This is a genomic window from Tsuneonella rigui, from assembly GCF_003958625.1.
GTDB classification, from domain to species: Bacteria; Pseudomonadota; Alphaproteobacteria; order Sphingomonadales; family Sphingomonadaceae; genus Tsuneonella; species Tsuneonella rigui.
In genome coordinates this window covers 1-18,313 of the sequence record NZ_RSEL01000023.1, presented here as the reverse complement: position 1 = coordinate 18,313, position 18,313 = coordinate 1, and the positions used below count along the sequence as shown (strand labels likewise).

The 18,313-nt window shown below is 67.9% G+C and carries 17 protein-coding genes; 11 read left to right on the top strand and 6 right to left on the bottom strand.

Going from position 1 to position 18,313, the window contains the following annotated elements; genetic code table 11:
• A complete protein-coding gene (locus tag ELY12_RS09940; RefSeq protein ID WP_126176144.1) occupies positions 1-1,113 on the bottom strand; it encodes an S-(hydroxymethyl)glutathione dehydrogenase/class III alcohol dehydrogenase in 1,113 nt (370 codons plus the stop codon).
• Between the two features lie 78 nt (positions 1,114-1,191).
• Between ELY12_RS09940 and ELY12_RS09935 the strand changes: the two genes are divergently transcribed.
• The gene (locus ELY12_RS09935; RefSeq protein ID WP_126176553.1) at positions 1,192-2,112 is read left to right on the top strand and encodes a YwqG family protein; all 921 of its coding nucleotides are present in this window, start codon (positions 1,192-1,194) and stop codon (positions 2,110-2,112) included.
• Positions 2,113-2,126: 14 nt separating this feature from the next.
• Here ELY12_RS09935 and ELY12_RS09930 read toward each other — a convergent pair whose 3' ends face one another.
• Positions 2,127-3,557, bottom strand: coding sequence for an NAD-dependent succinate-semialdehyde dehydrogenase (locus ELY12_RS09930; RefSeq protein ID WP_126176552.1), 1,431 nt, complete (start codon positions 3,555-3,557; stop codon positions 2,127-2,129).
• A 92-nt stretch (positions 3,558-3,649) separates the two neighbouring features.
• Between ELY12_RS09930 and ELY12_RS09925 the strand changes: the two genes are divergently transcribed.
• The 5 genes from ELY12_RS09925 (at position 3,650) to ELY12_RS09905 (ending at position 8,036) form a co-directional block, all read left to right on the top strand.
• The gene (locus tag ELY12_RS09925; protein WP_126176551.1) at positions 3,650-4,006 is read left to right on the top strand and encodes a hypothetical protein; all 357 of its coding nucleotides are present in this window, start codon (positions 3,650-3,652) and stop codon (positions 4,004-4,006) included.
• 104 nt (positions 4,007-4,110) lie between these two features.
• A complete protein-coding gene (locus ELY12_RS09920) occupies positions 4,111-4,539 on the top strand; it encodes a hypothetical protein (RefSeq protein WP_126176550.1) in 429 nt (142 codons plus the stop codon).
• Between the two features lie 69 nt (positions 4,540-4,608).
• Entirely contained in the window at positions 4,609-5,280 is a 672-nt protein-coding gene (locus tag ELY12_RS09915) for a glutathione S-transferase family protein (RefSeq protein ID WP_126176549.1), read from the top strand.
• Positions 5,281-5,326: 46 nt separating this feature from the next.
• Positions 5,327-5,731 (top strand): peptide-methionine (R)-S-oxide reductase MsrB, encoded by a 405-nt coding sequence (gene msrB / locus ELY12_RS09910; RefSeq protein WP_126176548.1) that lies wholly within the window; start codon positions 5,327-5,329, stop codon positions 5,729-5,731.
• 76 nt (positions 5,732-5,807) lie between these two features.
• On the top strand, positions 5,808-8,036 hold the full coding sequence (locus ELY12_RS09905) for a transglycosylase domain-containing protein (protein WP_126176547.1): 2,229 nt from the start codon (positions 5,808-5,810) through the stop codon (positions 8,034-8,036).
• A 64-nt stretch (positions 8,037-8,100) separates the two neighbouring features.
• Here the strand turns inward: ELY12_RS09905 and ELY12_RS09900 are convergent, their stop codons facing one another.
• The 3 genes from ELY12_RS09900 to hflK form a co-directional block, all read right to left on the bottom strand.
• Positions 8,101-9,633 (bottom strand): Do family serine endopeptidase, encoded by a 1,533-nt coding sequence (locus tag ELY12_RS09900; protein ID WP_126176546.1) that lies wholly within the window; start codon positions 9,631-9,633, stop codon positions 8,101-8,103.
• A 131-nt stretch (positions 9,634-9,764) separates the two neighbouring features.
• Entirely contained in the window at positions 9,765-10,613 is an 849-nt protein-coding gene (gene hflC, locus ELY12_RS09895) for a protease modulator HflC (protein ID WP_126176545.1), read from the bottom strand.
• Entirely contained in the window at positions 10,613-11,767 is a 1,155-nt protein-coding gene (gene hflK / locus ELY12_RS09890; protein ID WP_241229815.1) for an FtsH protease activity modulator HflK, read from the bottom strand. Before hflK ends, hflC begins: the two co-directional genes overlap by 1 nt.
• 56 nt (positions 11,768-11,823) lie before the next feature.
• Between hflK and ELY12_RS09885 the strand changes: the two genes are divergently transcribed.
• From ELY12_RS09885 to ELY12_RS09870, 4 genes are all read left to right on the top strand, one after another.
• Positions 11,824-12,843, top strand: coding sequence for an Mrp/NBP35 family ATP-binding protein (locus ELY12_RS09885; RefSeq protein ID WP_277600245.1), 1,020 nt, complete (start codon positions 11,824-11,826; stop codon positions 12,841-12,843).
• A 2-nt stretch (positions 12,844-12,845) separates the two neighbouring features.
• Entirely contained in the window at positions 12,846-15,125 is a 2,280-nt protein-coding gene (locus ELY12_RS09880; RefSeq protein ID WP_126176544.1) for a molybdopterin cofactor-binding domain-containing protein, read from the top strand.
• Positions 15,122-16,123 (top strand): ferrochelatase, encoded by a 1,002-nt coding sequence (hemH, locus tag ELY12_RS09875; protein ID WP_126176543.1) that lies wholly within the window; start codon positions 15,122-15,124, stop codon positions 16,121-16,123. Before ELY12_RS09880 ends, hemH begins: the two co-directional genes overlap by 4 nt.
• 36 nt (positions 16,124-16,159) lie before the next feature.
• Entirely contained in the window at positions 16,160-17,578 is a 1,419-nt protein-coding gene (locus ELY12_RS09870; protein ID WP_126176542.1) for a cytochrome P450, read from the top strand.
• Positions 17,579-17,694: 116 nt separating this feature from the next.
• On the opposite strand, the gene ELY12_RS09865 is transcribed toward ELY12_RS09870, so the two are convergent.
• Positions 17,695-17,850 (bottom strand): DUF1674 domain-containing protein, encoded by a 156-nt coding sequence (locus ELY12_RS09865; RefSeq protein WP_126176541.1) that lies wholly within the window; start codon positions 17,848-17,850, stop codon positions 17,695-17,697.
• Between the two features lie 57 nt (positions 17,851-17,907).
• On the opposite strand from ELY12_RS09865, the gene ELY12_RS09860 reads away from it, so the two are divergent.
• The coding region (locus ELY12_RS09860; protein WP_164549476.1) for a transcription antitermination protein NusB at positions 17,908-18,313 on the top strand (406 nt) is incomplete at its 3' end.

Genomic DNA, 18,313 nt, shown 5'->3' with positions numbered 1-18,313 from the left:
TCAGTAGACGACGACGCTGCGGATGCTCTCGCCCGCGTGCATCAGGTCGAACGCCTTGTTGATCTCGTCGAGCGAGAGGACGTGAGTGATCATCGGGTCGATCGCGATCTGGCCGTCCATGTACATGTCGACGATCTTCGGCACGTCGGTCCGGCCCTTGGCCCCCCCGAACGCGGTCCCGCGCCAGTTGCGCCCCGTGACGAGCTGGAACGGGCGGGTGGCGATTTCCTTGCCCGCTTCGGCCACCCCGATGATGATCGAGGTGCCCCAGCCGCGATGGCAGCACTCGAGAGCCGTGCGCATGACCTCGGTGTTGCCGGTGCAGTCGAAGCTGTAGTCTGCGCCGCCGTCGGTCAGCGCGGCGATCGCTGCGATGGTGTCTTCGCGCCTCATGCCGGCGGTGTTGACGAAGTCGGTCATGCCGAACTGGCGGCCCCATTCCTCGCGCGCCGGGTTGAGGTCGATGCCGACGATCTTTCCTGCGCCCGCGAGCTTCGCGCCCTGGATCACGTTGAGCCCGATCCCGCCGAGCCCGAACACCACCACGTTGTCGCCCGGCTGGACCTTGGCGGTGTTGAGCACCGCGCCGACTCCGGTGGTCACCCCGCAGCCGATGTAGCAGCTAGTCTGGAACGGCGCGTCCTCGCGGATCTTGGCGACCGCGATTTCGGGCAGGACGGTGAAGTTCGAGAAGGTCGAGCAACCCATGTAGTGGTAGATCGTCTCGCCCTTGTAGCTGAAGCGGCTCGTCCCGTCGGGCATCACGCCCTTGCCTTGGGTCGCCCGGATCGCGGTGCACAGGTTGGTCTTGCCGCTGAGGCACGATTTACACTTCCCGCACTCAGGCGTGTAGAGCGGGATCACGTGGTCGCCCGGCTTGACCGAGGTTACGCCCGCGCCGACCTCGCGCACGATCCCCGCGCCCTCGTGGCCGAGCACGCTCGGGAACAGGCCCTCGCTGTCAAGCCCGTCGAGGGTGTAGGCATCGGTGTGGCACACGCCGGTCGCCATGATCTCGACCAGCACCTCACCTGCCTTGGGCCCTTCGAGGTCAAGCTCGACGATCTCCAGCGGCTGCTTGGGGGCAAAGGCGACGGCGGCGCGGGTCTTCATGGCGTTCTCCGATTGGGCGGCCTTCGCTCTTGTCGCCGATTGACGATCCGTCAACCGAGCCCGCGCTAGGAGCGGCGCATGCGCCCCGCCCCGCTCCTCGCCCTGCTGGCGCTTGCCGGGTGCAGCCCGCAAGGCGGCGGGGAGCCGCCTGCCGGACACCCGACGCCCACCCCGTCCTCGACCCGGCTGAGCGATGGGCCGCCCTATCCGCCGGCGGACCCGAAGCTCGCGAAGGCCTACCGCGCGTGGCAGGCGAAGCTCGCGCTGCCCGCGGTGGATCTGGTGCCCGCCGGCGCCGCGCAGGAAACGCAGGGCGGCAACCGCATCGGCGGGCCGGTGTGGCTGGCGGACGGCGAGCGCTGGCCGGTGGACCGCAAGGGCAAGCCGATGGTCTTCCTCGCCCAAGTCGATTTCGCCGCGATGCCGCACCTGCCCGACTATCCCAAGTCGGGCGTCCTGCAGTTCTTCATCGCGCACAACGATATGTACGGCGCGGACTTCCAGCGGCCGGAGAACAGCGATTTTCGCGTCATCTGGCGCCCAGCTTTTGCCACGGGCGGGCGCATGGTGCGCAACGCGCTGCACAAGGGCGCCGTCCTCGGGATCGATTCACCGCTCGAAGGCAAGCGCTCGCTCGTCGGCGTGGCATTGGCGCCCAAGGCGTCGAAACGGGTGCCGACCTACAACGACTGGCAGTTCGTCCGCGACTTCGAGGAACTGTACAACCGCAACGGCTGGGGCCGCCTCAATGCGCTGCTCGATGCCCATTTCGGCGAGGGGCCTGAGGTCCATCACGTCGGCGGCCACCCCGAATTCGTGCAGGACGACTGGCGCATGTTCCGCCCCGAGTACCGCAAGGCGGACCGGGTTCTGCTGAACCTGTGGAGCGACAAGACCCTGATGTGGGGTGACGCCGGGCAGGGCCAGTTTCTGATCGCCCGCGTAGACCTGCTGAAGCGCGACTTCAGCAGGGTCTGGTATCAGTGGGATTGCAGCTAGCGCGCAGTAGCATTTCAGGCCTCGTGCACGGTCTTGGGCACCATGCACGCGAGCACGCCCTCGCGCCCGTCTTCGCTGCCATAGCCCGACCACTTGACCCCGCCGAACGGCGCGTCGGCGGCCGAGACCCCGCCGGTGTCGATCGCCAGCATGCCGGCCTCGACCTCCGCGGCGAGGCGGCGGCGGCGAGCCGGGTTCTGCGTCCAGGCATAGGCCGCGAGGCCATAGGGAAGGCGATTGGCCTCGGCGATCATCGCCTCCTCGCCCGCCATCGGGTTGAGGATCGCAACCGGGCCGAACGGCTCGTCGTTCATGATCGCGGCGTCGGTCGGCACTTCGGCGAGCACCGTCGGCTGGTGGAAGAAGCCCTGGTTGCCGATCCGCTCGCCGCCGCTGAGCAGCTGCGCGCCGTGTTCCTTCGCGTCGCCGATCAGGCTTTCCATCCGCTCGAGCCCGCGCGCCGAGGCCATCGGGCCCATGTCGGTGCCCTTGTCGAAGCCGTTGCCGACCGTGATCGCCCTGGTCCGCTCGACGAAACCGTCGCGGAACCGCTCATAGACCGGCTGCTCGATCAGGAAGCGGGTCGGGCTGACACAGACCTGGCCGGCGTTGCGGAAGGCGTTGGCGGTCATCGTGTCGAGCGCGGCGTCGACGTCGGCATCGGCGAACACCAGCACCGGCGCGTGGCCGCCCAGTTCCATTGTGGCGATCTTGAGATCCTCGGCGGCGAGCTTGGCGAGGTGCTTGCCGACCGCGGTCGAACCGGTGAACGTCACCTTGCGAATGATCGGCGAGGCGAGGAGGTGCGTGCTCACCTGGTCGGGCACGCCGAACACGCACTGCACCGCGTCGCCCGGGACGCCCGCGTCGATGCACGCCTGTACCAGCGCAAGGCCGGCCGAGGGCGTTTCTTCCGACGGCTTGACGATGGTCGAGCACCCGGCCGCCAGCGCGCCGCCGATCTTACGCATGACGTTGAGCGAGGGGAAGTTCCACGCCGCGAACCCGGCGACCGGGCCGACCGGATGGTATTGCACCTCGACCCGCTGACCCGCAGGACGAACCAGCGTGCGGCCGTACACGCGCTTGATCTCCTGCGCGTAGAATTCGAGCAGCATCGCCGAATAGATCGTCTCGCCGATCGCCTCCTTGAGCGGCTTGCCCTGCTCGCGGGTTAGCGCCTCGCCGATCGCCGGGGCGCGCTCGCGGATCAGAGCGGCGGCCTTCAGCAGGATCGCGGTGCGCTGGTCGGCCGAGGTGCTGCGCCAGGTCTTGAACCCGCGCTGGGCGGCTTCGAGCGCGCGGTCGAGATCGTCGGCGGTGGCGTGCGGCACGCTGCCGATCGTCTCGCCGGTCGCCGGGTCGAGAATGTCGGCATGGTCACGGCCGCCTCCGGTCAGCGCTTCTCCGGCGATGAGGAGGGTGCAAGCGGGATGGTCGGCCATGAGTGTCTCCTTTGCGCGCCGCGATGGCCCGCGCCATCGCGTGCGTCAATGCGGACTGGCGCGGTTCAGGAATTGCCGGCTAGGTGGCGCGCATGACGCTCCGGTTTCTTCCCCTCGCTCTCCTGCTGACCGCCCCGGCTCTCGCGCAGGAGCAAGGTCCGCCCAAGCCGCTGTCGCTGCAGCAGGCCAGCGCGCTCAAGTGCTCCGCGGCGTTCGCCGTCGGAGCGACGATGCAGGCGCGCGGGCAGGGTAGCGAATGGCCGGCGCTGGGGCAGCGCGGGCGCGAGTTCTTCGTCCGCGCCTCGGCCCAGATCATGGACGAGACGGGCCGCACGCGTGACCAGGTCGCGGTCGAACTGTCCGGCCAGGCGAAGCAGCTTGGCGAGCCCGGCGCGCTCGCGGCCGCGATGAGGCCGTGCCTCCTGCTGCTCGACGCCTCCGGGCTGTAAGCCGAGCCTTCGGCACGACGACCGGAGCTACGCGTTCAGCGCGGGGCAAGCGCGCGCCGCTACAATCTCGCGCGATTCGCCGTCCGAATCAGGAGTTTGCACCCATGCGTACCCTTGCCCTTGCTGCCGTCCTCGTCGCGATAGCGGTGCCGGTGCCCGCGCTGGCGCAGGACCGGACGGAGGAAGACGCCGCGCGGGTGGCCGATACTCTGCGCGATCCAGTGCTGCAGGAGAGCGTCGCTGCCGGCATGGCTGCTGCAAGCGAGGCGCTGCTCGACGTGCCGCTCGCCCCGCTGGCGCGCGCAGTGGCTGAAGCCGCGGGCGATGACCCGCGCGATGTCGACCCGAACATGACGCTGCGCAGCGTTTCGCCCGAGGCGGAGGATGTCCCGGCGGAAATCCACGACAAGCTGCCGCGCGTGATGGGCGCGATGGCGGGCATGGCGGGGGGCGTTTCGGCCATGATCCCCGCTTTGCGTGAGATGGCGGCGCGGATGGAAGAGGCGGTCGAGCGGGCGCGTCCGCGCTACTGACTTTTCCCGCGCTAAATACCCGCGCGCCCGGTAGATTCCGTGCGCGCAGTGGTGCATGACTGAGCGCGCATGTGGCGCCTCTACCAATTCCCGCTCTGCCCGTTCAGCCGCAAGGTCCGCCTGCTGATGTCCGAGAAAGGCATCGGCTACGAACTGTGGCGCGAAAACCCGTGGGAGCCGAGGGAGGGCTTCTGGCGGCTCAACGCCGCCGGCCGCACTCCGGTCCTGGAGGACAAGGGCAAGGGCATCGTGCTCGCCGATAGCCGGGCGATCTGCGAATATTTCGAGGAAACCGTCGATCGCGCGGCGATGATCAACGGCACCGCCGCCAACCGCGCGGAGATCCGCCGGCTGGTCGCGCTGTTCGACGAGAACTTCTACGGCGACGTTACCGCGCCGCTGCTTCACGAGCGGATGAAGAAGCGGATCGTGCTGCGCCAGCCGCCGGACTCAAGGGTGCTGCGCGAGGCGATGAAGCTGGCGCACGAGCATCTCGAATACATCGACTGGCTGGTCGATACCCGCGCCTGGCTCGCCGGAAGCACGATGAGCCTCGCCGATCTCGCCGCCGCGGCGCAGATCTCGGTCGCGGATTACCTCGGTGGGATCGACTGGACCGGCCACGAACAGTCGCGCGGCTGGTACTCGGTGTTCAAGAGCCGGCCGAGCTTCCGCCCCTTGCTGACCGAGCGGATGGAGGTGATCCAGCCGCCGGTCCACTATGCCCAGGTGGACGCTTGAGAGAGGCGCTCGTGCTCCCCATATCCGGAGCCAAGGAGAGCCTTCCATGACGATCGATTTCAAGAACCTCTCGGCCGCCGAATGGCGCGAGAAGCTGAGCCCCGAGCAGTTCCATATCCTGCGGGAAAAGGGGACCGAGCGAGCCTTCACCGGGAAGTACGACAAGAACAAGGCCGCGGGCGAATACCGCTGCGCCGGTTGCGGCGAGCTGCTGTTCGACAGCGAGGGCAAGTACGACAGCGGCTGCGGATGGCCGGCCTTTCATACTGCCGCCGAAGGTTCGGCGATCGATGAGCACCGCGACACCAGCTTCGGGATGGTTCGCACCGAAGTGACCTGCGCCAAGTGCAATGGGCACCTGGGCCACGTCTTTCCGGACGGTCCGCGTGAGCACGGCGGCATGCGGTACTGCATCAACTCCGCCTCGCTCGATTTCTCGCCGAAAGAATAGGCCTCGCAATAACCGTTCACGCGCGGTTCCATCTCGCCTATGCACCAGCGCCACAATGAGGGTGTCGGACTAATCGATGGCAGAGCGGGGAAGCCGGCGCGCAGCTGCCGATGCGCAGCGCAGGCGGCAATCGGGCAAGCGCCCCTCTAGCCGCGCCAGCGCGAAGGGCCGGACTGAGCGCACGGGCTGGCGCCTGTGGCTCCGCCGGCTGGTTTTATGGGGCGGGGCGGCCGCCCTGCTCGGCGCCTTGTTCCTTGGCCTCGCGGTTGCCTTCGCGGCGCGTTCACTGCCCAGCTATTCGGCGCTCAAGGCGACCCAGCCGGGCCAGACGATCGTCGTCCGCGCGCGCGACGGGAGCGAAATCGTCGAGCTCGGGCCGAGCTACGGCAAGTGGCTCGACCGCAACCAGATCCCGCAGGTGATGAACGACGCGATGGTCTCGGTCGAGGACCGCCGCTTCTATTCGCACCCCGGCGTCGATCCGATCGGCCTCGCGCGCGCGGTCTATGTCTGGATCACCGGCGACAAGCGGTTGCAGGCGACCTCGACGATCACCCAGCAGCTCGCGCGCAACCTGTTCCTCAACTCGAACCGCTCGTTCGACCGCAAGCTGCGCGAGGGCATTCTGGCGATGGCATTGGAGGCGAAGTTCTCCAAGCAGCAGATCCTCGAGCTCTATCTCAACAAGGTTTACTTCGGCGGCGGTGCGTACGGCGTAGACTCCGCAAGCCGCAAGTTCTTCAGCCACGACGCGACGCATCTCTCGACCGCCGAGGCGGCGATCATCGCCGGGCTGGTCAAGGCGCCGAGCCGCTTCTCCCCGACCGCCGACGTCGATGCCGCGGTGGACCGCGCCAACGTGGTGCTCAGCCTGATGCGCCAGCAGGGCCGCATTTCCGCCAGCGAGGCCGAAGTCGATCCGAGCGCGGTCAAACTGAAGAAGGACGAGAGCCAGAACTCGGTCCGCTACTTCACCGACTGGGCGCTGCCCCAGCTCGACATCCTGCTGCCCGAGACGACCGAGCCGATCGAGGTCTGGACCACGCTCGACACCGGCATGCAGCAGGCGGCGGCGACATCGATCAAGGCCAACGTGCCGGGCGGCGCGCAGGGCGCGCTCGTCAGCATGGACCGTGACGGCGCGATCCTGGCGATGGTCGGCGGCACCGATTACGTCACCACCAACTACAACCGCGCTACAGAGGCACTGCGCCAGCCTGGATCGGCCTGGAAGCTGTTCGTCTACCTCGCCGCGCTTGAGGCCGGCTACACGCCGGAAGACACGGTCAAGGACGTGCCGGTGACGATCGACGGCTGGAGCCCGCGCAACGACGGGCGCAGCTATGCAGGCGAGATCAACGTGCGCACGGCGTTCGCCTATTCGAAGAACACGGTGGCGGCGCAGCTCGGCAACGAAGTCGGCTTCGGCACCGTCGCCTCGATGGCGCGCCGGTTCGGCATCTCGACTCCGATCTCGACGTATCCGGCGATGGTGCTGGGATCGAGCGAGGTCCGCGTGATCGACATGACCCGTGCGTTCGCCGAGGTCGGGGCGGGCGGCAACAGCGTCGAGCCCTACGGCATCGTCAAGGTGACCACCAACGATGGTGAGGTGCTTTACCGGCACGAAGCGAAGAACCCGACCCGGCTCGTCCCCGACTACGTCGCCGCAGGCATGACCGATCTGTTGCAGACCGCGGTCAGCACCGGGACGGGCCGCGCGGCGCAGATCGGGCGCCCGGTGGCGGGGAAGACCGGCACCACCAGCTCGAACAAGGACGGCTGGTTCCTCGGCTTCTCGAGCGGGATCACCACCGGCGTGTGGATGGGCCGCGACGATGCCAAGTCGATCCCCAGCCTCCACGGGGGCACCGCGCCGGCGCGCGCGTTCGCGGCGTACATGAAGTACGCGGTGCGCAATCGCCCGGTCGAGCAGTTCAACACCGAGCTGAAGCTCCCGGAATGGCAGCTCGAGCCCGACGATGAGCAGATGTACGGTAATCCGGACGATTACTACTACATTGACGAGGCGGGTAACCTCGTCGAGCCGCAGCGGCCCAATGGCGACGGCGGTCCCGGCGCGCCGCCGACCGATCCGTTTCCCGTCCAAGGAGAGCAGGGCGCCGCGGGTCCGACCGCGCCGGGTGGCCGACGTCCGACTGATGATGTTACCCAAGCCGCGAGCGACGATTTCCTCAACCGTGCGACCGGCAACGGCCCGGCACCCGCGCCGACCGCCACTCAGCGGCCGCGCCCGCAGCCGACGGCCCTGCAGCCCGCTGCCGTTCCGCGGCCGCAGCCCTAGGACATGAAAAACCCCGCCACGGCGCTCAGCCTGGCGGGGTCTTCACTCGTTCTCAGCTCCCGCTTCAGCGTAGCCGGATCGGCACGTACGTCAGCGGACGGCCGCGCCGCTGGATGCGCAGGAGCACCGTTTCGCGCCCAGCCGCCTTGGCCGCGGCGACGATCGATTCCAGCGCAGCGGGCGTGTCGACCGTCTTGTAGTTGGCGGTGACCACGATGTCGCCCGGCTGGATGCCTTTCTGACCGGCGTCCGAGTTGGCGTCGACATCGAGGATCACGAGGCCGCCGGCATCGGCCGATACGCCGAGCTGCTGCGCGTAGCGCGGCGTCATCGGCGAAAGCTGAAGGCCGAGATCCTGCGTCATCGCGCCGCTCTGCGCGCCGCCGCTGGAGTCCTCGTCCGGCTGGTTGTCGCCGTTGAACAGCTGCGATTGCGCGAGCTCCTCGTCGGTCGGGCGCTTGCCCACCGTCAGCGTGACGGTGCGCCGCTCGCCCTCACGGTAGAGCTCGATCGGGATGCGTGTGCCCGGCGCGATGTTGGCAACGAGGAACGACAGCGTCTGGTCGTTGGTCACGTCCTGGCCGTTGACCTTGGTGACGACATCGCCCGGCTTGATGCCGGCCTTGTCCGCCGCCTGGCCGGGTTCGACCGACTGGACGAACTCACCGCGATTCTGCGGCAGGTTGAGCGAATCCGCGAGGTCTCCGGCCACCGGCTGGATCTGCACGCCAAGATAGCCGCGCTGAATCTCCTGTCCGGTCCGGAGCTTCTCGACGATAGGCGCGGCGATCTCGGCCGGGATCGCGAACCCGATGCCGACGCTGCCGCCCGAGGGCGAGAAGATCGCGTTGTTGATGCCGATCACGTTGCCCTGCATGTCGAACAGCGGACCGCCCGAGTTGCCGCGGTTGATGCTCGCATCGGTCTGGATGTAGCGGTCGTAGGCGGACCCAGTACCGGTGCTCCGATAGACCGCCGAGACGATCCCGCTGGTCACGGTGCCGCCCAGTGCGAACGGGTTGCCGATGGCAATCACCCAGTCGCCGACGCGCGCCTGGCTCGAATCGCCGAAGTGCACGAACGGGAACGCCTTGGGACCGCTGATCTTGAGCACCGCGAGGTCGGACGAGCTGTCGTTGCCGATCAACTTGGCCGGATATTCGGTGCCGTCGGTGGTGGTGACGGTGATCTCCTCGACCTCGCCCTTGCCCTGCGGGGCGATCACGTGGTTGTTGGTGACCACGTACCCATCGGCTGAGATGATGAAGCCCGAACCGAGCGACTGCGCCTCTCGCGTAGTCGGCTGCGCCTGGTTGCCGCCGCGGTTGCCGAACAGCCCCTCGAACGGCGTGCCCGCGAAGGGGTTCTGCTGGGTCGGTACCTGGATGCGCTGGCGAGTGGAGATGTTGACCACCGCCGGCTGGAGCTGCGCGGTCAGGTCGGCGAAGCTTTCCGGCGCACCGGCGCGGGGCACCACGCGCGCCATCTGGCTGTCGTCGTTCTGCGCCACCTGGGCGCCGGCGGGGTTTCCGGTGATGAGCGAGATCGCGGCGCCGCCCACGAGCAGGGCCGAAGTCAATCCATACGAGTATCGCACGCGCATACGTCCTTTGCTTCCTCTTCGCATAGCGGAAGCGCTGGCGCCTCCGCCGTGTTCCCCCAATTGTCGTGACGGGCGCGGATTCACGCCCGCGGTGCTGAACCGCGATTGAACATCACCGGTTCAGGTCACCGGTTTCCGCGGAACTGCTTCAGATATTCGTTGTCGGGCGACAGGATGATCGTGCTCGACGATTTCGAGTCCGGCGCGAAGGTCGTGTCGTAGCTCTGCATCGCGCGGTAGAAATCGTAGAACTGCGGGTCCTTGCCATAGGCTTCGGCGTAGATCTTGGCTGCCTGCGCCTCGGCTTCGGCGCGGATGATCTGGCCGTTCTTCTGACCTTGTGCACGCAGGGTCGCGGCTTCCTGCTGGCGAGCGCTCTGCATCCGCCGGAAAGCGGACTCGAGAGGAGTGCCGTCGGGCAGGTCGGCGCGTTTGATCCGCACATCGATCACCTGCGCGCCATACTTGCGCGCCTGCGCATCGAGCTTGGTGCGGATGTTCGCCATCGTCGTCCCGCGCTCGGCGGTGAGCAGCGAGGCGAAGCTGCGGCGGCCGAGCTCCTGCCGTACGACCGAGGAGAGAATCGCCGAGAGCTGGGTCTCGACCGTCTCCTGATTGCGCGCTGTCTGCACCATCTTCACCGGATCGATGATCCGATAACGGGCGTAGGCATCCACGTTGAGGCGCAACTGGTCCGTCGACAGCACCGTCTGGGGCTCCATGTCGACGTCCATCACCCGTTTGTCGATGTAGCTGACCTTGTCGAGGAACGGCACCCGCCACCAAATGCCTGCGCCGGTTTCGCCAAACGGAACGTTGGGCTTAAACCGGTTGACCACCGAGACAGGCTCACCGCCGCGGGTGATTACTGCCTGCTGCCGTTCTGGGACAACGATAAGCGTCGAGAACAGCACTACCAACGCGGCCGCGAGTGCGAACAGCGAGGTGCGGTGGGTTTGCCAGAAGCTTTCCATCACTGGCCCCCTGTCGGCGCCGGAACCGTTCGCTTGAGCTCGGGCAAGGGCAGGTAGGACTGCACGCCGGGCGCTTCGATCACCGTCTTGTCATTCTGGCGCAGGACGCGCTCCATGGTTTCATAGTAGAGGCGCCGCTTGGTCACCTCGGGCGCGAGCTTGTACTGCGCGTAGATCTTGTCGAACGAGGCCGCATCACCTTGCGCGCGGGCGAGGATTTGCTGAGCATAGGCCTCCGCTCGGTTGACCTCGGCATCGGCGTCTTGCTGTGCGGCCGAAACGTCCTTGAACGCTTCCTCGACTTCCTTCGGCGGGTCGGTCTTGCGGATCTGCACGCCCTGGATGTCGATTCCCGAGCGGTACGAGTTGAGGATCGACTGCATCCGCTGCATCACACTCTGCTCGATGTCGGCGCGGCCCGAACCCGACAGGACGTCGTTGAGACCCTTCTGCGCGACCGAGGCCCGCATCGCGGCCTCGGCGACGTCGCGCAGTGTGCCCTCGGGGTCCGCCAGTTGGAAGCGAAACTGCTTGAGGTCCTTGATCGACCAGCGAACATTATAGCTCAAATCGACAAGGTTCTGGTCGCCGGTGAGCATCAGCTTCTGTGCCGATCCTTCGGGGATTTGCTCGCTGCGGAACTGGCTTACCTCCTCGACGTCGACCTGTTGAATCGGCCAAGGTAAGGTGATCCTGAAACCCGGGTCGAGCGTCCGGCTATATTTGCCGAAGGTGGTGACGATCCCCTGTTCGGTGGTGCCCACCTGGTGGACCATCGAAAAGCCGAGCCACACCACCACGATCGCCGCGACGGCGACCGGGAACCAGCTCTTGCCCCCGGGGCGCTCGGGGAAGCGAAAGCCGGGACCGCCGCCGCCGGTGCGGCGCGGGCCTTCGGGGCCGCGGTGCTTGAAGATATCCTCGATGTTCGCCGAACGCCGCGGCTCATTGCCCGAGGGCAGCCACGGATTGCGCGGACCCTTGGGCTTGGGAGGGGTAGATTCCTCGGCCGCCGGCTCGTCCGCCGCAGGGGGGACTGCATCGCCAGCGGATTTGTCCGGATCGGGCGTATCGCCCGGCTTCTTGCCACCCCACGGGCTCTTGCCGGCCATGGCGAGGCCGGCGAGGCGCCCCATCCCTTCCTTGATGTCCATACCGTCACTTATAGGCACCATCGGCGGGAAAAACAGGGGTGGCCGGGGCGAAATTGATGCTAGTGGCCGCACCCGAGATGCCCACTTCCCAATTAAACGAGCGCGCGCTGACGGCCCGCCTGCCGGAAACGGTCGCGGCCCGGGTGCGGTCGCTCAAACTGACCGACGGACGAGTGACCGCGATCCTCGACGGGTCCGGCCTCGATGCGGCTGGGCGGGAGGCGCTGGAGACCGCCGTCACCGAAGTGCTCGAGGCGAGCGACGATGTCGCCGAGGTGCGCGTGGCGGTCATGGCCGACCGCGCGGAGCCGAAGTCCGGGCCAGTGATCGTCGCGGTGGGATCGGGCAAGGGCGGAGTCGGCAAGTCGACCCTCACAGCCAACCTCGCCGTGGCCCTGGCCCGCGCCGGGCGCAAGGTCGGGCTGGTTGACGCCGATGTCTACGGCCCGAGCCAGCCCACGTTGCTCGATACCGAAGGTCAGCGCCCGCAGGCCCAGGACGAGAAGTTGATCCCGATCATGAGTCGCTTCGGTGTCCCGATGCTTTCGATGGGGCATCTGGTCGAACCCGGGAAGGCGCTCGCCTGGCGGGGGCCGATGGCCTCGGGCGCGTTCGGCCAACTGGTCGATGCCCATTGGGGCGATACCGAGGTGCTGCTGCTCGACCTGCCGCCGGGCACGGGCGACGTGCAGATCACCATGCTGCAGAAGCACAAGCCGGCCGGCGCGGTGATCGTCTCGACCCCGCAGGACCTCGCATTGATCGATGCCCAGCGCGCTGCCGAATTGTTCGAGAAGGGCAGCGTACCGATCATCGGGCTGGTCGAGAACATGTCCGGCTATGTCTGCCCGCACTGCGGCGAAACGAGCGATCCGTTCGGGCGCGGCGGAGTTGAGGAAGCGGCGGCGGACGCCGGCATTCCATTCCTGGGTCGGATCCCCTTGAGCCTCGCGGTGCGGCAGGCGAGCGACGCCGGGACACCCCCAGCGGCGGGCGACGGTGAAGGCGCGGCCCCGTTCGCCGCGATCGCCGCGCAGGTCGGCGATTGGCTCGACAACCGCGCGGGCGCCGCCTGACGATGCAGCTCAGCNGCCGGGGCCTCCTCGCCGGAGCCGCGGTGGGCGGCGGGCTCCTCGTGGCGTGGGGCTTGTGGCCGCGCGACTACGGCGTGCCGTTGACGCCGGGGCGGGGTGAGTGGGCGTTCGGCGCCTGGCTCAAGCTGGGCCGCGACGGGGTGCTGACGGTGGCGGTGCCGCAGCTCGAGATGGGGCAGGGCATCACCACGCTGATTCCGCAGATTGTCGCGGCGGAGATGGGCGCTGACTGGCGCCAGGTGGCAGTCGAGCCCGCCCCGGTTTCGGGTGCCTACGCCAACCTGCCGCTGGCGGCGAAGTGGGCGCCCCTGTGGATGCCCTTCGCGCCCGGCCTCGCTGACAAAGCGGACGATCTCGTCACCCGCCGCTGGGCGGGTCAGGGCGGCTTCATGGCGACCGCCGATGGCACGTCGCTCGCCGCTTACGAAGCGCCTGCTCGGGAGGCGGCCGCCGCAGCGCGCGCGATGCTGTGCATGGCCGCCGCGGACCGCTGGGGCGTCAACTACGAGCAATGCACCACGCAAGGCGGATTGGTGTTGCACGGCGGCAAGCAGCTCGCGTTCGCCACGCTCGCCGAAGAAGCCTCGCGCTACGACCCGCCCGATCCCGCGCCGCTCAATCCGACGCCCTATGGCGAGGTGCAGGGCGTGGCCGAGGCTGAGCAGGCGATCGCCTATCCTCGGCTCGATCTGCCCGCGAAGGCCGACGGCAGCTTCCTGTTCGCGGGCGACGTGCGGTTGCCGGGCATGCTCTACGCCGCGATCCGCCATGCGCCGGTGGGTGATAGCGAGCTCGCCGGCTACGACGAGAAGGCTGGCGCCCGCACGCTCGGATTTCGGCGCTTGGTCAAATCGCGCGACTGGATCGCGGTCGTCGCCGACACCTGGTGGGCGGCCGAGCAGGCATTGACTGCGCTCGATCCGCGCTGGCAGGCGACTGACCGCGCCGACAGCGGCATGATCGACCAGCGGCTCGACGAGGCGCTGACCAAGGGCGAGGCTAGCCGCATCGTCACGCGCGGGTCAGGTGATCGCGAACTGGGCGATTCCACTGTCACCTACCGCTACGAGATCGCGCCCGCGACCCACGCGATGCTGGAGACCGCCAGCGCGACCGCGCGGCTTTCCGATGGCCGGCTGGAGTTGTGGCTGGCGAGCCAGGCGCCTGCGCAAGCGCAGGAAGCGGCGGCCAAGGCGATCGGACTCTCGCGATCCGACGTCGTGCTTTACCCTATGGCCGCGGGCGGCAGCTTCGACCGGCGGCTGGAGCACGATCACGCGATCGAAGCCGCGCTCATCGCGGCGGAGGTGGAGGCTCCCGTGCAGCTCGTCTGGTCGCGCTATCAGGAGATTGCCGCAGGGCGTCCGCGCGCGCCGCTCGCCTGCCTCGCCAGCGCATGGACTGCGCGCGAGGACGGCACTCCCCGCGGCCTGCGGCTGCGGGTGGCGATGCCCTCGACGGTGAGCGAATTCGGTGAGCGGCTGTTCGGGGGCAAGACTGCGTTCGCCGCACTCGATGCTGCGGGCACATCACCCGATCCGCTCGCGTTCGAGGGTGCGCTTGGCCCCTACGCGATCCCGGCGATTGCGATCGATCACGTGCCGGTCGATGTCGGCCTTCCGAGCGGACGGCTGCGCGGGAACGCCCACGGTTATCTCGCCTTCATCGTCGAGAGCTTCATCGACGAGCTCGCCACCCGCGTCGGCCGCGAGCCGCTGTCGTTCCGCATGGCGCTGCTCGGCGAGGACCCACGGCTGGCCGAATGCCTCCAGCGCGCGGCGCGGCTGGCGCAATGGGACGGCGGCGCGGGGCAAAGCGGCAACGGCATCGCCTGTTGGCGCATCGGCGATCCCGCGAGCGGCGGGCCGGTCGCGCGGATTGCGTGCGTCGCCACCGCGCGCGCGGCCGAGGGAGGAGTGAAGGTGAGCCAACTGTCGGCCGCGGTCGACTTGGGCCGGGTGGTCAATCAGGACATCGCCCGCCAGCAGATCGAGGGCGGGCTGATCTTCGGCACCAGTCTGGCGACCGGCTCGGCGATCGGTTTCGCGCAGGGTTGGCCTAGCGAAAGCCGGCTTAGCAGCCTCGCGCTGCCGACGCTTCCCGACTGTCCTGAGATCGCGATCGACATCCTGCCGGGAGAGGGCGACCCGGCGGATCCCGGCGAGATCGGCGTCGCGGTCGCCGCGCCCGCGATCGCCAACGCACTGCATTCCGCCACCGGCCTTCGTCTGCGTCGGTTACCGTTGCTTTCGGAGGGCTTATGATCCCGGCCGATCATCCGGCGGTGGCGCACGGCAAGCTTGGGGTGCTACTGGTCAACCTCGGCACCCCCGACGCGCCCGATGCGCGCTCGGTGCGGCGCTATCTCGCGGAGTTCCTGTCCGACCGGCGGGTGGTCGAGATTCCGCCGCTGATCTGGCAGCCGATCCTGCGCGGTGCGGTGTTGACCACGCGGCCGAAGAAGAGCGCGCACGCCTACAGTCAGGTGTGGACCGAGGCTGGTTCTCCGCTCGCCGCGATCACTGCTGAGCAAGCTTGTAAGTTGCAGGAAAGGCTCGGCGATTCGGTGACCGTCAGCCACGCCATGCGCTATGGCCGGCCGGAGATCGGCGCTTCGCTGCAGGCGCTGATGGACCAAGGCTGCGACCGCATCCTGCTCGCGCCGCTCTACCCGCAGTACAGCGCGGCGACGACCGCGACGGTGGTGGACAAGGTTGCGGACAAGCTCAGGACAATGCGTTGGCAACCGGCCATGCGCACGCTGCCGCCGTATTACGATGACCCGCTCTACATCGACGCTCTGGCCGCCGATCTCGGCGCACAAATGGTTCAACCTGCTCAGCCCGAAGTCCTGCTGCTCAGCTTCCATGGCATGCCGCAGCGGACCCTGGAGTTGGGTGACCCCTACCATTGCCATTGCCGCAAGACCGCCCGGTTGTTGGAGACAGCGTTGGGTCGGCCGGACCTCAGGGTCGTCACCACGTTCCAATCGCGGTTCGGACGCGCGAAGTGGTTGGAGCCGGCGACCGATGCGGTGCTGGTCGAGGAGGCTCGCAAAGGGACCAAACGGATCGCGATCGCGGCGCCGGGGTTCTCGGCCGATTGCCTTGAGACGCTCGAGGAACTGGCGATCAGAGGGAAGGAGACCTTCCTCGCGGCTGGCGGCGAGGAGCTGACCGTCCTGTCCTGCCTCAACGCCGGGGAGGCCGGTATGGACATGCTCGAAGCGCTGGTGCGGCGGGAACTTGCGGGCTGGGTCTAGCTCACTTACAACAGTGTCAGTTGTCAGGAGCACCCGATGGCCACGCTTGCCGAGCCGCTAACGACCCCGCACTCGCCTGAGGAAATCGTCCCCAGCCACTGGTCCGAAGGGCGCATCACCGACGCCGATGTCGCGCACATCCCGGGCGAGGCGGGGCCGCCGGTGATCGGCAACCTGTTCAACATGCTGAAGGACCCGCACGGGTTCGCCTGGCGCATGTTCCGCACTTATGGCCCGGTCTACAAGAACAAGAACCTCGGCCATTGGCACGTCTCGCTGATCGGGGCGGAGGCGAACGAGATGCTGCTGTTCGACCGTGACAAGAACTTCAGCTCCGAACAGGGCTGGGGCCCGACGCTGCACCAGTTGTTCCCGCGCGGTCTGATGCTGCTCGATTTCGACCACCACCGGATGGACCGGCGCGCGCTGTCGATCGCCTTCAAACCCGAGCCGATGCGGCACTACGCCGGCGCGCTCGACCGCGGCATAGCGGCCGAAGTCTCCAAGTGGGGCGGCTCGATGCTGTTCTATCCGGCGATCAAGCAACTGACGCTGGAGCTTGCCGCCGACAGCTTCATCGGCGTGCCGTGGGGCCCGGAATCGCAGAAGATCAACCAGGCCTTCGTCGACATGGTCGCAGCCTCGATCACCCCTGTGCGCAAGCCGCTGCCGTTCACCCAAATGCGCAAGGGGGTGAAGGGGCGCGAATTCCTGGTCGACTACTTCACTCAGCTAACGCTCAAGCGCCGGGCGGGTGAGGGCATCGGGCAGGACATGTTCAGCCAGTTCGCCACAGCTACCCGCGAGGACGGCAGCCTACTGCCGGTCGACGAGGTGGTCGACCACATGAACTTCCTGATGATGGCCGCACACGACACGATCACCTCGAGCGCGACCAGTCTTGTTTGGCTGCTCGCCAAGCACCCCGAGTGGCAGGAGAAAGTGCGGCAGGAAGTCATCGCAATCACCGGCGGCCCCGACGCGAACGGCACCCCGCGCGGCGCGACGTACGACGACTTGCCCAAGTTCGAGTTGATGGAGATGGCGTTCAAGGAATCGCTCCGCCTGATCGCGCCGGTTCCCTCGATCCCGCGCCGCGCGCTGCGGAGCTTCGAATTCAACGGCTTGCGCATTCCTGCCGGCACCCCGTGCGGCTTCAACGCGCACCTGACCCACCACATGGAAGAATACTGGGACAGCCCCGAGACCTTCGACCCGATGCGCTTCACCCCCGACAAGGTAAAGGCGCGGCACAAGTACGCCTGGATCCCGTTCGGCGGCGGCGCGCACATGTGCCTGGGCCTGCACTTCGCCTACATGCAGGTGAAGATCCTGATGGCGCAGTTGCTCCAGCGCTACCGGATCGAGATCGAGGATGGATACGAGCCGGCGTGGCAACCGTGGCCGATCCCCAAGCCGAGGGATGGGCTGAAGGTGACGTTCACGCCCCTGTGACGACCCCAAGCAACGTCGCCCCGGACTTGATCCGGGGTGGTGCTTCTCTTCAAGCGCCGCGCCCGAAAAAGCACTGGCCCGGATCAAGTCCGGGCCGACGGGGTGTTGCGTGAAGCCTAAAAATCCACCGCGATGCCGTCGCGCACCCAGTCGCCGTACCGGGTCGGGCTGAGCTCTTCGTCGGTCTTGCCCGGCTTCGGCTCGGGCGGCGGGGCGCTCGACCAGTGAGCCGGCTTGTCGAACTTCGCGGGTCGCTGGGTCGCGTGTTTCATGCGCGCAAAGATGGGCGCGCTGGCGCGGGGATGCAATCGCCGATAGGGCGCGCGGCGATGGCCCAAAGGCAAACCAAGATCCAGGGACTGGCTGCGCGCACCGCGGCGCTGCGCATGCTCGATGCGGTTCTGCGCCGGGGCGAGACGCTCGATCTCGCCGAAGGGCAGTACGCCAAGGGCCTGACCCCGAGCGACCGCGGCCTCGCCCGCGCGATCGCGAGCGAGAGCCTGCGCTGGCTGGTCGATCTCGACGCGCTGATCGATGGCGCGACCCGCGATGCGCTGCCCGACGACGCCAAGCCGCGCATGGTGCTGCGGATGATGCTGGCGCAATGGCTGCGGCTCGACACGCCGCCGCACGCGGTGATCGCGACCGGGCTGGAGCAGCTTTCGGGCGGCCCGCGGCGGCTGGCCCACGGGGTGTTCTCGGCGCTGGTCAAGCGCGAGGTGACGTTGCCTGCCG